General features: G+C 27.5%; 11 protein-coding genes and 1 pseudogene. 5 read left to right on the top strand and 7 right to left on the bottom strand.

Annotation, left to right across the window (positions count from 1 at the left end; translation table 11 throughout):
• Positions 1–680: 680 nt before the first annotated feature.
• Positions 681–1,964, bottom strand: a pseudogene (locus HCG76_RS04975) (DEAD/DEAH box helicase).
• Positions 1,965–2,166: 202 nt separating this feature from the next.
• Between HCG76_RS04975 and HCG76_RS04970 the strand changes: the two are divergent.
• Entirely contained in the window at positions 2,167–2,760 is a 594-nt protein-coding gene (locus HCG76_RS04970) for an ATP-dependent Clp protease proteolytic subunit (RefSeq protein WP_221700370.1), read from the top strand.
• Between the two features lie 129 nt (positions 2,761–2,889).
• On the opposite strand, the gene HCG76_RS04965 is transcribed toward HCG76_RS04970, so the two are convergent.
• The 4 genes from HCG76_RS04965 to HCG76_RS04950 all read right to left on the bottom strand — a co-directional run bounded on the left by HCG76_RS04965 (position 2,890) and on the right by HCG76_RS04950 (position 7,176).
• A complete protein-coding gene (locus HCG76_RS04965; RefSeq protein ID WP_221700371.1) occupies positions 2,890–3,240 on the bottom strand; it encodes a hypothetical protein in 351 nt (116 codons plus the stop codon).
• A gap of 129 nt (positions 3,241–3,369) precedes the next feature.
• Positions 3,370–4,959: an amidohydrolase gene (locus HCG76_RS04960; RefSeq protein WP_221700372.1), complete on the bottom strand. Its 1,590-nt coding sequence runs from the start codon at positions 4,957–4,959 to the stop codon at positions 3,370–3,372.
• Between the two features lie 287 nt (positions 4,960–5,246).
• The gene (locus tag HCG76_RS04955) at positions 5,247–6,449 is read right to left on the bottom strand and encodes a dicarboxylate/amino acid:cation symporter (protein WP_221700373.1); all 1,203 of its coding nucleotides are present in this window, start codon (positions 6,447–6,449) and stop codon (positions 5,247–5,249) included.
• Between the two features lie 169 nt (positions 6,450–6,618).
• On the bottom strand, positions 6,619–7,176 hold the full coding sequence (locus tag HCG76_RS04950) for a manganese efflux pump MntP (RefSeq protein ID WP_221700374.1): 558 nt from the start codon (positions 7,174–7,176) through the stop codon (positions 6,619–6,621).
• 240 nt (positions 7,177–7,416) lie between these two features.
• Between HCG76_RS04950 and HCG76_RS04945 the strand changes: the two genes are divergently transcribed.
• Positions 7,417–8,634 carry a 6-phosphofructokinase gene (locus HCG76_RS04945; protein WP_221700375.1) on the top strand — a complete coding sequence of 406 codons (1,218 nt, stop codon included), beginning with the start codon at positions 7,417–7,419 and terminating at the stop codon, positions 8,632–8,634.
• A 293-nt stretch (positions 8,635–8,927) separates the two neighbouring features.
• Here HCG76_RS04945 and HCG76_RS04940 read toward each other — a convergent pair whose 3' ends face one another.
• Positions 8,928–10,223 carry an aminotransferase class V-fold PLP-dependent enzyme gene (locus tag HCG76_RS04940; RefSeq protein ID WP_221700376.1) on the bottom strand — a complete coding sequence of 432 codons (1,296 nt, stop codon included), beginning with the start codon at positions 10,221–10,223 and terminating at the stop codon, positions 8,928–8,930.
• 169 nt (positions 10,224–10,392) lie between these two features.
• On the opposite strand from HCG76_RS04940, the gene HCG76_RS04935 reads away from it, so the two are divergent.
• From HCG76_RS04935 to HCG76_RS04925, 3 genes are all read left to right on the top strand, one after another.
• On the top strand, positions 10,393–11,040 hold the full coding sequence (locus HCG76_RS04935; protein WP_221700377.1) for a hypothetical protein: 648 nt from the start codon (positions 10,393–10,395) through the stop codon (positions 11,038–11,040).
• Positions 11,041–11,049: 9 nt separating this feature from the next.
• Positions 11,050–11,667, top strand: a complete 618-nt coding sequence (locus HCG76_RS04930) for a DUF4397 domain-containing protein (RefSeq protein WP_221700378.1) — start codon at positions 11,050–11,052, stop codon at positions 11,665–11,667.
• A 99-nt stretch (positions 11,668–11,766) separates the two neighbouring features.
• Positions 11,767–13,683: an ABC-F family ATP-binding cassette domain-containing protein gene (locus HCG76_RS04925; RefSeq protein ID WP_221700379.1), complete on the top strand. Its 1,917-nt coding sequence runs from the start codon at positions 11,767–11,769 to the stop codon at positions 13,681–13,683.
• Positions 13,684–13,812: 129 nt separating this feature from the next.
• Here HCG76_RS04925 and HCG76_RS04920 read toward each other — a convergent pair whose 3' ends face one another.
• Positions 13,813–14,673 carry an SDR family oxidoreductase gene (locus HCG76_RS04920; protein WP_221700380.1) on the bottom strand — a complete coding sequence of 287 codons (861 nt, stop codon included), beginning with the start codon at positions 14,671–14,673 and terminating at the stop codon, positions 13,813–13,815.
• Between the last annotated feature and the right edge of the window lie 27 nt (positions 14,674–14,700).

Below are 14,700 nucleotides of genomic sequence, written 5' to 3'. Positions count from 1 at the left end.
AAACAAAAAAAGCTGTAAATGAACATAATTCACTTACAGCCTCATAATCATATAACCTAAATACAAACATAAAATATAGAACTTTAATTATATAACTTATGATTAAGCTATTCAAATTAAAATCTTATACCATATCTATATATAGCAAAAATAGACATAAAAATACCGTGTTTAGAACACGGTTTTCCTATCCTGCAAATAAAGATGTAACATGCTCATTATAATACTGATTATTTTTAGAGTACACAAATAAACATGGTAATATCAATATTATCAATAATTGATTCTACCACAAATAAACCTTGAGTTATTCAAGATTTTTCATATACTTTTAAAAATAATCCTTATTCAGTTAATTTAATTAAAAATTACCTCTTTGCGCATATTTACAACACCTTTACATTTATATTTTTTATGCTTATATTTTAGTATAATTATATTATATATAATTATAAAAATTTTTTCAATGCTATAGATTCTGAAAAACAAATTCTAATTTTCTCAAGTAGTGAAAAATGAAGAATCTATAAATAAAATTAAAATACCCAACAAAAATTCAAACTTTAGATTTTTGTAAGTTTCATTGCAAAAATTAAAGCACACCTATCGTCCATTTATATATCCAATTCTATCCAAAACCTCATTTATTTATGATACGGTTCAGTTTTCATAATTCTAAATTATTTAGAATTTTCTTTTCTATTATTACTTTTTCCCTTAGGCTTATTACTTCCTCTATTATTTCCTCTATATCCTCTGTAATTTCTATTTTTATTATTTTTATTACCTTGATTATTACTTTTCTTTTGAACTGGCTGCACTACTGGCTGAATTATTTCGTACTCTTCTTCTGCTAATACAGGTATAGATTTTCCAATAACTTTTTCAATACTTCTAAACATTGCTTTTTCTTCCTCATCACAGAAAGTTATTGCAACACCTGAAGCTCCTGCTCTTCCTGTACGTCCAATTCTATGTACATAAGTTTCTGCTACATCTGGCAAATCATAATTTATAACATGAGATAATTCATCAATATCAATACCTCTAGCTGCAATATCAGTAGCAACTAAAACTCTTATATTTCCTTATTTAAAATTATTTAAAGCTAATTGTCTTTGATTTTGTGACTTATTACCATGAATAGCTGCAGCAGCTACTCCTGCCTTTTCAAGATCCTTTGCTATCTTATTTGCTCCATGCTTAGTTCTTGAAAATACTATAACAGATTTTATACTTTCATCTTTTAATAAATGTATAAGTAATGACTTTTTATTTTTCTTCGGAACATGATATACACCTTGTGAAATTATTTCGGCTGTTGATGATACTGGTTGAACTTCAACTTTTACAGGATTTTTTAAAATAGAATTAACAAGCTTCATTACTTCCTTAGGCATAGTTGCTGAAAATAATAAGTTTTGTCTTTCCTTAGGAAGTCTAGATATTATTTTTTTCACATCATGAATCATTCCCATATCAAGCATACGATCAGCTTCATCAAGTACAAAATATTTTACATTTTTTAAATCAACATGCTTTTGGTTAGATAAATCTAAAAGTCTTCCTGGTGTTGCAATTAATACATCTACTCCAGCTTTAATTTTTCTAACTTGTGAACTTTGATTTACTCCTCCAAAAATAACTGTATCTTTTATATCTAAATACTTAGAATACATAGCAAAATTTTCTTCAATTTGAATAGCTAATTCTCTTGTTGGTGCAACTATCAAAGCTTTTATATTTCTTTCATCATTTTTTTCTTTATCTCTAACTATATTTTGTAATATTGGTATTGCAAATGCTGCTGTTTTTCCTGTTCCAGTTTGTGCACACCCTAAAATATCTTTTCCTTTTAATACTACTGGAATTGAGTTTTCTTGTATTTCTGTAGGTTGTTCATATCCAGCCTCTTCCACAGCTCTTAATATTGGTTTTATTATATCTAAATCTTTAAATAACATATTTTCTCCTTTGTAATTGAAATAAAAAAGAAACACTATTAAATGCTAAATCACTAAAATAGCATCTATATAGCGTTTCTTTTTATAAGTATATACTATTTTTCTATTAATATCATTAACTTTTTATTTATACCATTTATTTACATTTAGTGTTATTATATTAAATAGGAAATATATTCATAAAATAAAGGAGGAAAAAGAAATGTTTATTTATAATAATGAAAATGAAAAAGAAGAGAAATCAAAACCATTATCTGACTTAGCTATGGAAAAATTATTAAAATCAAGAACAATAATTATTTCTGGTGAAATCAATCAAGCTTTAGCTGAAAAAGTTACTACTCAATTATTAATTCTTGAAGAAATGAGTAATGATCCAATTAAAATTTTTATAAATAGTCAAGGTGGTCATGTTGAATCTGGAGATACAATACATGATATGATTAAATTTGTTAAACCTAAAATTATAATGATAGGAACTGGTTGGGTTGCAAGCGCTGGAATAACAATATATCTAGCAGCTGATAAAGAAAATAGATACTCACTTCCTAATACTAGATATATGATACATCAGCCATTAGGTGGCTTTAACGGTCAAGCAACAGATATAGGAATTGAAGCTAAAGAAATATTGAGAGTTCGTAAAAGAATTAATAATATTATAAGTGAATCTACTGGTCAGCCTATAGAAAAGGTTAATAAAGATACAGATAGAAATTATTGGTTAAGTTCAGAAGAAGCTTTAGATTATGGAATAGTTAATAATATAATTTCAAGCCATTCTGAATTAAAGTAATTAAAATAAAGGGGTTGTATCAAAACTATCAATTCATCTAATGAATAAATTGCGAAGCAATTTATTTCAAGTCTGTAGAATATATTTTGATACAACCCCTTCTTTACTTATATATATTTTTCCTATTTTTTAATCATAGGTAAAAGAAATCTCTCCTTCTCCTACTATAATTGTAGTATGCTCTGATAGTGGTTCTGCTAAATACATCTTTATTTCTGGAGACTCCTTAGTAAACTCTATATAATACTTTAAAGTTCTAGTATCATTTTCTATAATCATCAAAATCATAGGTTTATTTGGACTTGTTAGCTTTAAATCAAGATTTTTACCAGAACCTTGAGAAAAATGGTATATTCCCTCTTTATAAATATCAGCTAATGGTGGATCACTACTTTTAATAGAAGAATTAACATCAGCTAATATGGGAGATGATATTAAAAATATACTTACTACGACTGCAAAAATTATTTTTTTCATCATTAGTTATTAAACCCTTTCCTTAAAATATTAATTATCTATTTAAGCTACTGATATTTTCTGTATATATCCTTAAATATATTCTCTATTTTTCAAAAAAGATTTGTATTACACATTATTTAAAACTAATTATTATAACTTTTTAAATATAGTTTTTCCCTCCTTTATTGTTTCAAGTACTTCTATATTTTTAATATCTATAGGGTTAACTTTTAGTATATTTTTATCTAATATAACTAAATCAGCTAATTTTCCTTCTTTTATAGTACCTTTAATATCTTCTTCAAAATATTGATAAGCAGCATTCTTAGTAACTGCCTTTAAAGCTTCTAATGGAGCTATTCTTTCATCTTCTCCTAATAAAACTCCATTCTTAGTTATTCTATTTACTGCGCACCATATAGTTTCTAACATATTTGGCTCTATAACTGGTGAATCTTGATGGAATGTAAATAATATTCCCTTATCTAATGCATCCTTTGCTAAGCTTACTCTGCTTGCTCTTTCCAAACCATAATTCTTTATATGTATATCTCCCCAATGATATACATGTGCAACAAAGAATGATGGAACCATTTTAAGCTCTTTTACTCTATCTAATTGATCTCTATCTAATAATTGTGCATGTATTATAACAGGTCTTATATCATTATTAGAATTTATTTTTTCTTTAGCTATAGCATATTGGTTTATATATTGTTCACAAGCAGCATCACCATTACAATGAACTAAAATTTGCATATTATCTTGCAATGCTAATTCTAATTTAGCTTCTATTTGCTCATCTGTTTGAGTTCCATAAGCATAATAGTCTTTTTCTTCGCCTAAGTATGGTGTACGCATCCAAGCTGTACGACCTTGTGGAGAGCCATCTAAAAATGTTTTATATCCTCCCATTTTTAAATTATTATTGTATTTATTTAAACAATTAGCAAAGTTTTCTTTTAACTCATCAGCTTTAGAAATATCCATAAATCCTATTAAGTCTATTTTTAAAAGTTTTGCTTGCATCAAATATTGAAATATAGGAGCTAATTGAGATACAACAAAGCCTTCCTGTACAGTTGTTATTCCATAGCTCGCATAAGATTCTTGGGCCTTAACTAAGTTACACATAAACTCTTCATTAGAAGCCATGGGTAACTTTTGAATATACTCCATAAATGCAGCTTCCTCTAAATAACCTGTAAGTTTTCCATCTTTTTTTTCTATCATTCCGCCATCAGGATTTGGTGTATCTATAGTTATTTCCATTTCCTTTAACCCTAAAGAATTAAATACTCCCATATGCCCTGATTTATGCTTGCATAAAATTGGATTTTTAGGTGATGCCTCGTCTAAGAGTTCTAAAGTTGGTTGTGATTTTTCCTCTAAAAAGTTTTGATCATAGCCATCTGCTTGAATCCATTTTCCCTCTGGAATGTTATTCTTCTTTATAAAGTTTTGAATAGCCTCTTTAATTTCATTAAAGTTTACAGCTCCTGATAAATCTACTTGTGTAAAAGAAATTGCATATCCTGAAAAATGAGAATGTGCATCTATAAAAGATGGCATAAGTGTTCTTCCTTTTAAATCAACTAATTCCACATCTTCACTAGCTTCTTTAAGAAGTTCATCTTTTTCTCCAATTTTATATATTTTATCATCCTTAATTAAAATAGCATCAACATATAATTCTTCTTCAAGTGTTAGTATATCTCCATTAAAATATAACTTCTCCATTTCAAACTCTCCTTTATATAATATAACTTTACTTTATTTAATAGCATTCTCTTTGCTTAAAAATAATATAAAAATTCTACTATTGTTTACTTTTAAATTAATATTAAATATTATTATATCACCTTATTAAGCTTATTATGGTGAATAATTATGATAAGCTAGTATACTCTCTTAATATATATTCTTCAAGTTAAATTATTCTATTTAATACTTATTTAACAAATTAATAAAAGAGCTAGGTAAAATACCTAACTCTTCAATTCAAAACTAACATTTTAATTTAAATTTTACGATGCTATATCATCATTATTCTGTTCAATACTATTACCTTTTTTCCTACTTATAAAATAATCTACAATTATAGCTATTGCTCCATCACCTGTAACATTAGTTGCAGTACCAAAACTATCTTGTGCTGCATGCAACGCAATCATAATTGGCTTTTCTACTGCTCCAAATCCAAGCATTGATTCAAGCAATCCTAATGCTGCCATGACTCCACCACCTGGAACTCCTGGTGCTGCAATCATTGTAACTCCTAGCATAAATATAAATGGAACTATCATTCCAAAAGTAGGAGTTTGTCCATTCATGTACATCACTGCCATAGAAGTAAGAACTAAAGTAATAGTATCACCTGCTAAATGTATTGTTGCTCCTAATGGTACAACAAAATCTAAAACTTCTTCACTAACTTGATTTTTCTTAACACATTGAAGTGTTACTGGAATTGTTGCTGCTGAAGATTGAGTTCCTACAGCAGTCATGTATGCTGGAATCATATTTTTTATTAATTTAAAAGGATTTTCCTTTTTAATAGCCCCTGCAATACAATATTGAAGAACTATGTATAGTAATTGTAGTGAAAATAATATTACATATACTATACCAAATGATTTTAATGTATTAAATATTTCACCACTATAACTTAACTTTGCAAAAACACAACCTATATAAATAGGAACTAATGGTATTAAAACCTTCGTAACAATCATTAAAATAATTGAATTAAATTCATTTACTACCTTTAACATTTGACTATTTTTAATTTTTGATAAACCTATACCAAGTACAAATGCTAATACTAATGCAGACATTACTCCCATTATTGCTGGTATTTCAATAGTAAAATATGGCTCTATTGATTGGCCTGCTTCACTTAATGAAACTCCACCTTTTATTAATTTAGGCAGTATTCCAACTCCTACTAAATATGCTGCGAATCCAGCTACTAATGTAGAAACATATGCTATTACTGTAGTTATAATAAGTCCTTTTCCTGACTTACTTCCTAATGATGCTATTCCCGGAATTATAAATCCAATAATAATTAGAGGAATTACAAACGATAAAAAGCTACCAAATAATCCACTAAAAGTTGCTAATAATCTTACTGGAAATTGAATATTATTTGCCCCACATAATAATCCAACTGCAATTCCTAATACTAAACATAAAAATATCCTTGTAATTAAAGATAATTTTTTCATTAAATCCCCCCTTGTCTTTCTATGAAACACAAATGTCTTTCATTTAAATTCACTATAACCCATTTTTTAACTATTGTCAAATTAATTTAAATAAAAAAATCTATAATAATGAAAAATTATCATTATTATAGATTTATAAAGTTTAACTTACTTATAAAAAAAGTAACTTTTAAAAGAAAATCATCTTTATAGCAAAAATAATTAATGTTATTCCACCAAAAAAATTTGCATATTTTGATATAAATTCTATTTTTCTTATATATCTGCATGAATAAAAAGCAATTGTACACAATATCAAAGTTATAAGCCCAACAATTGAACAATCTAACATCATAATTAAAGGATTACTTATGTAATTAAATGCTGTAAATCCTACTACAAATGCATCAATACTAACGGATATTCCAAGTACTAATACCATTCCTTTTTTTAATAATAAACTCTGACTCTCTTCATCACCATCTACTCCTTCCTTTATCATTAGCATTCCTACAATAGCTATAGCTATCCCTCCAACTACATTTGGAATAGTAGTTATATAGGTTTCAAATAAATGTCCTCCAATCCCTCCTAAAAGAAAAAATAAAAATTGAAATATTGCAAAGGACATAATAAAAGCTATTTTATTATGTCTTCTAACTATCGGATTAACTCCAATACTAATAGTTACTCCAACAGCATCCATAGCTAAAGCAATACCAACTATAATTACATCTTTTATATTCATCCCAGCCCCCACTTTTACATTATTTGTATAATTTTATTATTAAGTTTATCAACCTATGATTCATATTGTAAATTTTATTTTTTATGTCTTTTATTTAATACTATTTTGTTGTATAGTATATATTGTATTTAATAATAAAAGAAATAGTATATCACATTAATATAAACTTTCTAGTAATTAATGTATATTTTTTATTTTTATAAATTAAAATTAATTTCAACTTTAAAGGAGCGTATTTTAATGGCAAATTGTATCATAGCACAATCTGGAGGTCCTACAGCAGTTATAAATTCAAGTGTTGTTGGATTAGTAGAAGCAAATAATACTTTAGGAGTTTTTAATAAGGTCTATGCAGGTTTAAATGGAATTGAAGGAATTCTTAATGGTAATATAATAGAACTTTCATCATTCTCTAAAGATGATATAAATAGATTTAGATATACACCTTCATCTGGATTAGGTTCTTGTAGATATAAAATGAAAAAACTTGAAGAATCAACAGAGGAATATGATAGACTACTTGAAATTTTAAAAGCTAATGATATTAAAGCTTTCTTTTACGTTGGTGGTAATGACTCTATGGATACTACTGCTAAACTAAGTGAATATGCAAAGGAAACTGGAATAGATGTTAAATTTATAGGTATTCCTAAAACTATAGATAATGACTTAATGTATACTGATCACACACCTGGTTTTGGTAGTGCTGCTAAATTTATTGCAACAAGTGTACTTGAAACTTATTTAGATTCATCTGTATATATAAATAATGGAATATTTATATTAGAAACTATGGGACGTGATACTGGTTGGTTAGCTGCTGCCGCTTCATTAGCTACATTAAACGGTAAACAAGTAGCAGATTTCATTTACTTACCTGAAACTGCTTTTGATGTAGATCAATTTTTACTTGATGTAAAAAATAAATTTGAAGAACAAAATCAAGTTTATATAGTTGTTTCTGAAGGTGTAAGAACTGCTGAAGGCAAATTTGTTGCTGAAGCTCATGCACAAGCTCATGATAAGTTTGGCCATGCTCAACTTGGTGGTGTTGGCTCATATTTAAAAAACTTAATAATATCTTCTGGTATAACTACAAGAGTTAAATCTCTTGAACTTGGTGTTCTTCAAAGATGTGCTATGCACTGTGCTTCTAATTTAGATTTAGAAGAAGCCTATGAAGTTGGATATGAAGCATTAAGACAAGCTAGTCTTGGGAAATGTGGATATATGATCGGAATAAAAAGAGAAAATAATGTACCTTATAAATCTTCTTACTTCTTAATAGAAGCTGATAAAATTGCTAATAACGTTAAATACTTCCCAACTGAATGGATAAACGAAGCTGGAAACAACGTAAACGAAAAAGCTATTGAATATTTAGCTCCACTAGTTTCTGAAGTTCCAACAGTAATTTCAGCTGCACCAATGCCAGACTTTAAAGTATTTAACAAATAATTTTAAAAGTGAAAAGTTAAGGGCCTAATGGCCAAGATAAAGTGATTAATATAGCTTGTGCTAATTAATCACGGGTAAATGTTTGCTGAAGCAAACGGTAAAAAGTTAAGAATAAAATTATTTCATAATTTCTTGAATATATATTTTTTGAAACTTCGCAAGAAGTTTCTTCCTTAATTAGCCGTAAGGCTCTTACCGTTGATAAAGTCAACATTTACCTTTTTGAACTAGCGAAGCGCTGTTCAAAAAACTTACCTGGCCGTAAGGCCCTTAACTATAAATTGCTTCACAATTTATTTAGTGTATCTTCGGCAAATATATTCAACGGTGTCTAGGAATATATTTGCTTCTTTTTTAGTATTATAAATTCCTAAGCTTACTCTAACCAATCCAGGAATTCCAACTTCACTCATATATCTTTGAAGCTCATCATCTTTTATTCCAAGAACTCTTCTTGTATATGGATGGGCACAAAATCCACCTTCTCTAACCCCTATTCCTCTTATATCAGCAAGGGCTCCTCCAACTTCTTCATAAGTCATTCCATCAATATTAAATACTAAAATTCCCAATCTATCATCTATATTTTCATTATCTGCATATAAAGTTACCTTTTCAAACTGCTTTAATTCCTTAATTAAATATGATAATAAGTCTTTTTCATTATTTTCAATAACTTGAAATCCTATTTTATCCATTTCCTTTAATGCTTCTGCTATTGATATTGCTCCAAAAAGATTAGGCGTACCTGCTTCATTTTTCTCTGGTGTATCTAGCCATAGCTGACGTTCATCAAGAACTATCTGAACAGTTCCTCCACCACTTGAAGCTGGATCCTTTTCATTAAATATTTTTCTCAAACCAATAATAACTCCACTTCCAAATGGAGCATATATCTTATGTCCAGAAAACACTAAAAAATCTATATTTTCAGTGATATCATCTTGTATCATGGATATTTTTTTATGAGGAATTAATTGAGCTCCATCAACAATTATTTTTGCTCCATATCTATGAGTTGCTTTGGCTATTCTTCTTATATCATTCACATAACCAGTAACATTAGATGCGCCTGTTACTGTTACATATTTAACTTTTTCTTGATACTTATCAAGTAATTCTTCTATATCTTCTACCTTAATTCTTCCATCCTTATCTACTTCAACATGCTTTAAATCACATTTATTTCTCCAAGGCAAATCATTTGAATGATGTTCCATTCTAGTTGTAATAACTATATCTTCTTTACTTTCAATTAAAATATTAGATAGCTTATTCAATCCATCAGTAGTATTTCCTACAAAAATTGCTGTATATATATCTTCAGGTGCATTAAAGTATTCTAATATATATTTTCTAGAACTATCATATAAATCACTGCAATATTGAGACTTCTTACCATCCCCCCTTGCAATTGATCCGTAATACTCGCTAGTTTCTAATACCTTTTTCATAACTCTTTTAAAAGGTGGAGTGGTAGCTGCATTATCAAAATTTATAGGAATTAATCTTCCTTTTCCATCTACATTAACCTTTTTATCCAACCCTATAAATAGCTTTCTTAAATCATCTATATTTTCTTTATGCATAATAATCCCCTCCAATACAATATATTCTTACCTTTTTGCTATTGTGATTATTTACTAGACATTCTATTGTTCAATAGTAATATACCTCTCACTATAGTCATATTCTATAAAGTAACATATGTGTTTAAAATACATATATTATTAATAAATTATTATTTGGAGGGTAATAATGAGTTCTAAAAAAACTAATACACAAAAATATAATGATGATGATTTAAATTTTATACCTTTAAATATTGATTCCTCTTTAGCACCTAATAGTACAAAATTTCCATTACTATTTAATATGGATGGAATTTCTAGCACTAAAACATTTGGTACTTTATCATTAGGTTTTCCAAATTTAAATATCAACCCAACACCAATTCCATTAAATACCAACCCAATGACTGAGCTAGCTCCACTTACACCGTATCCTAAAAATGTACCGAATATAGACTCAAATACCTCACTTAAAGAAAGTAACAATAACACTAATATTACAAATAACACTAATACTGAATTAGAATATCCAACAGAATTAGATGATAGTTTTCTCTATTCTTATAATGAAGAAAAGGTTAATAAAAGGTATTTAGATGACTCCATCAACACTCTTGATATCTTAAGAAATTTAGATATCTCCTTAGACTTTTCTTTAAATGATTCTAGGAAGTATAATTGTACCGAAGATGAGGTTAATGAACTATTTGCCTTAATAGAAAAGGATAATCCAGGAATATTAGCTACTATGAAAGCTTATAGAATCCCTTATCCTATTACTAAATTATTAATAAAAAAAATAATAAAGATATCTCTTGATAATTGTAAAAGGTAGGTGATTTTTATGGAACAATTCTCAAAATCACTTCCTCGAATTGAGCCTAGTGTAAGAATTCTTCATGCAGTACCTAATGCCCCAAATGTTGATGTTTATCTAAATGGCTCTCTTATAACAAGTAACTTAGCCTTTGGAAAAATATCTAAATATAGTCAATTATCATCTGGAGAATATGAATTTCAACTATTCAAAGCTGGCACTTATGACAAGCCTTTATTAAGTCAAAATATTCAATTAATAGCTAATGCTAACTATACAGTTTCAATAGTTACATTATCCAATAATTTGTATTTATTTAGGCTAAAGGATGATAATGTTCCTATAAATAAATCTAAGTCATTTTTGAGATTTATTAATTTATCTTCAAACGCACCTTTACTTACTTTAGGATTACCTAACGGTATTATACTATTTAATCAAGCTGAATATTTAGAAACTACGGGATATTATCAATTATCCCCTGGAATATATAACTTTGAGATTCTCTTAGGAGCTTCTGAATCACCTACAAAATATATTAAGAATATTACATTAGATGGTGGAAAATTCTATACTATCTATATTATGGGACTATTTAATGGTAAACCACCACTTGGCTATCTCTTTGTAGATGATGCAATCTAAAAAAAGGAGTTGTTGAAAAACATCTCCTTTTTTTAATTTGATATAGATTTACTATAATAGTATAATTATAAGGAAAACTTCGTCTAACTGGAGGAAATTATGATAATACTAAGTTGTAAAGATATATGCAAAAGTTACGGAATACGCGATGTCCTTAAAGATATTACTTTTTCAATCAATGAAGGTGATAAAGTAGGAATTATTGGTGCTAATGGTGAGGGAAAATCAACCCTTTTTAAAATAATAACTAAAGAAATATCTCAAGATTCTGGTGAAATATTTATAGATAAAAATAAAACTTTAGGTTATTTATCACAAAATTTAGCATTAGACTCTGATAAAAATATTTATGAAGAAACTCTTTCTGTATTTGATGAGCTTCTAAACATTGAAGAAAGACTCTCATCCTTAGAAATAAAAATGAACGAACCTTATGATGAAAATAATGCTTCATATCATGACAAGCTTATAAAAGACTACACAACTCTTCAAGATATATATTCACATAAAGGTGGTTATATCTACAAAGGTGAAATATCAAGAGTATTAAAAGGACTTGGATTTACTGAAGATGACTTTTATAAATCTATAAATACTTTAAGTGGTGGACAAAAAACAAGAGTTGCATTATGTAAATTACTATTACGTAAACCAGATATCATTTTACTTGATGAACCAACTAACCACTTAGACTTAGAAGCAATTAGTTGGCTAGAAGACTATATGAAAAACTATAAAGGAACTGTTTTAGTAATATCCCATGATAGATTCTTTTTAGATTCAGTAACAACTAGTACTTTTGAAGTTATTGCGGGAAAAGTTGAATGTTACAATGTACCTTACTCTAAATTTATAGATCTTAGAAAAAAGAATTATGAAGCTAAACTTAAAGCTTATAATCTACAGCAAGCTGAAATTAAACGTCAAGAAGCAATTATCGAAAAATTCCGTTCTTTTAATAGGGAAAAAAGCATTCGTGCTGCTGAAAGTAGAGAAAAAGCATTAGATAAAATGGAAAAAATTGAGGCTCCTACACATGAAAAAGAAGGCTCTAAAATTAAATTTGAAGCTTCTGTAAAAAGTGGGTATGATGTTTTACATATAGAAGATATGTCTAAATCTTATGGCGAAAAAATACTATTTACTAACTTAAATATTGATTTAAAACGTGGTGAAAAAGTTGCTTTAATCGGTGAAAATGGTAGAGGTAAAACTACTTTATTTAAAATAATAATGGATAAAGTTCACTCGGATAAAGGTGTTAAAGTACTAGGAACTAACGTTAACGTTGGATATTATGATCAGGAACAATCTGATTTAAATTTAGATAAAACTATAATAGACGAAGTGTGGGATGAATTTCCTAATTTAACAACATCTAAACTTAGAAGTTATTTAGCATCTTTCTTATTTACTGGTGATGATGTATTTAAAGTTATAAATACCTTAAGTGGTGGTGAAAAGTGTAGAATTAATTTATTAAAGCTTATGCTTTCAAAATCAAACCTACTTTTATTAGATGAGCCCACTAACCATCTTGATATAATGTCTAGAGAAGCACTTGAAGATGCTATATTAGAATATGATGGTACTTTAATGGTTATATCACATGATAGATACTTCTTAAATAAAGTAATTGGTCGTATACTTGAACTTAAAGAAAATGGTGTTTCTGAATACCTTGGAAACTATAGTTATTATCAAGAAAAGAAACTTAATCCAACTCGATTTGAAGATTATGAAGAATTAGCTAATGGTAAAACCAAAACTCAGCTTAAGGATGAAAAAAAGAAAAAACGTGAAGCTGAAAAAGAAGCTAAAGCTCTTCAACTTAAAATTAAAACACTAGAAAAAACAATTTCAGAAAAGGAAGATGAGCTAACTTCTTTACAAGAACAACTTTGTTTAGAATCAATTTATTCTAATCCAACTGAAAGTCAAAGAGTTAATAATGAAATAAAGAAACTTGAGGATTGTATTGCTCAACTTTACGAAGAATGGGAAAATTTAGTTTAGCTAATACTTATGACTTTTATACTATAATTAAATAAATTAAAAGTAAGCTAATAAATAATGGGTACTTAAGTTCGAAACTCCATAAGGAATTTCATTCATTAATTACCCATTTATCATTTTTGCAATATTTTAAAATTTAAATTCTTTTATACATCTTTGTATAGCTTCTTCTGTATCATTAAAGTTTATATTTAATTTCTTTAATTTACTATTACTTATCCTTAGATCCCTTTTTTTGTCCTTAAATCTTTCAATATCTTTAATTATTATATCTTCAAGTCTATTCTCTAATCCCATATGTTCAAGTACTTTTTCACCAATTTCATATGTAGAAAGATTATTTTCTGATCCATAATTATAATCACCAAAGGGGATTTCAATTAATTTTTCAAAATTTTCTATAACTTCATATACATATGTCATCCCCCTAAATTCATTAATTGATAAATTTAAAGGTTGCTTTTTTAACGCTGCATTTAAAATATTAGTTATTATATTAGTATTAACTTTTTTATTTCTTTCTGGCATTGAAAAAAGCCATGTTAATCTCAAATTATAATAATTATCTAATATATTTTTAATTTCATTTTCAGCATAAAATTTACTTTCTGCATAAACATTATTAGGTTCTATTATAATTTCCTCACTATAAGGACCCTCTTTCTTATTTCCAGCATAAATTTGATCACTACTAGCAAATACCAAAGTTGATTTTTTTAATTCACATCCCTTAGCTATATTTATAGTTCCCTGTAAATTTATTTTATTAGCTAAATCTGGATTACTTTGACATTTGCCAGTATCTGAAATAGCTGCTAAATGTGCTACTATATCAAACTTATTTTCTTTAAATATATTATATACTTTAGATTCATTTGAAATATCTAAATCATTTTTATTAAAGCTAATAATTTCATATTTATCTTTATAAAACTCTATAAATCTTGATGCTAAAAATCCATTATTTCCTGTAACTAATACTTTCTTCATATATCTCCTATATCCCTTTAATATAAT

The sequence above is a fragment of the Clostridium sp. K13 genome (genome assembly GCF_019734195.1).
Lineage (GTDB): Bacteria > Bacillota > Clostridia > Clostridiales > Clostridiaceae > Clostridium.
This window is presented reverse-complemented; position numbering and strand designations above follow the sequence as displayed.

What these genes read in the sequence shown, in the direction of transcription:
- HCG76_RS04970 (WP_221700370.1), top strand. Translation starts at nt 2,167, where the DNA reads ATGTTTATTTATAATAATGAAAATGAAAAAGAAGAGAAATCAAAACCA.
- HCG76_RS04965 (WP_221700371.1), bottom strand. Translation starts at nt 3,240, where the DNA reads ATGATGAAAAAAATAATTTTTGCAGTCGTAGTAAGTATATTTTTAATA.
- HCG76_RS04960 (WP_221700372.1), bottom strand. Translation starts at nt 4,959, where the DNA reads ATGGAGAAGTTATATTTTAATGGAGATATACTAACACTTGAAGAAGAA.
- HCG76_RS04955 (WP_221700373.1), bottom strand. Translation starts at nt 6,449, where the DNA reads ATGAAAAAATTATCTTTAATTACAAGGATATTTTTATGTTTAGTATTA.
- HCG76_RS04950 (WP_221700374.1), bottom strand. Translation starts at nt 7,176, where the DNA reads ATGAATATAAAAGATGTAATTATAGTTGGTATTGCTTTAGCTATGGAT.
- HCG76_RS04945 (WP_221700375.1), top strand. Translation starts at nt 7,417, where the DNA reads ATGGCAAATTGTATCATAGCACAATCTGGAGGTCCTACAGCAGTTATA.
- HCG76_RS04940 (WP_221700376.1), bottom strand. Translation starts at nt 10,223, where the DNA reads ATGCATAAAGAAAATATAGATGATTTAAGAAAGCTATTTATAGGGTTG.
- HCG76_RS04935 (WP_221700377.1), top strand. Translation starts at nt 10,393, where the DNA reads ATGAGTTCTAAAAAAACTAATACACAAAAATATAATGATGATGATTTA.
- HCG76_RS04930 (WP_221700378.1), top strand. Translation starts at nt 11,050, where the DNA reads ATGGAACAATTCTCAAAATCACTTCCTCGAATTGAGCCTAGTGTAAGA.
- HCG76_RS04925 (WP_221700379.1), top strand. Translation starts at nt 11,767, where the DNA reads ATGATAATACTAAGTTGTAAAGATATATGCAAAAGTTACGGAATACGC.
- HCG76_RS04920 (WP_221700380.1), bottom strand. Translation starts at nt 14,673, where the DNA reads ATGAAGAAAGTATTAGTTACAGGAAATAATGGATTTTTAGCATCAAGA.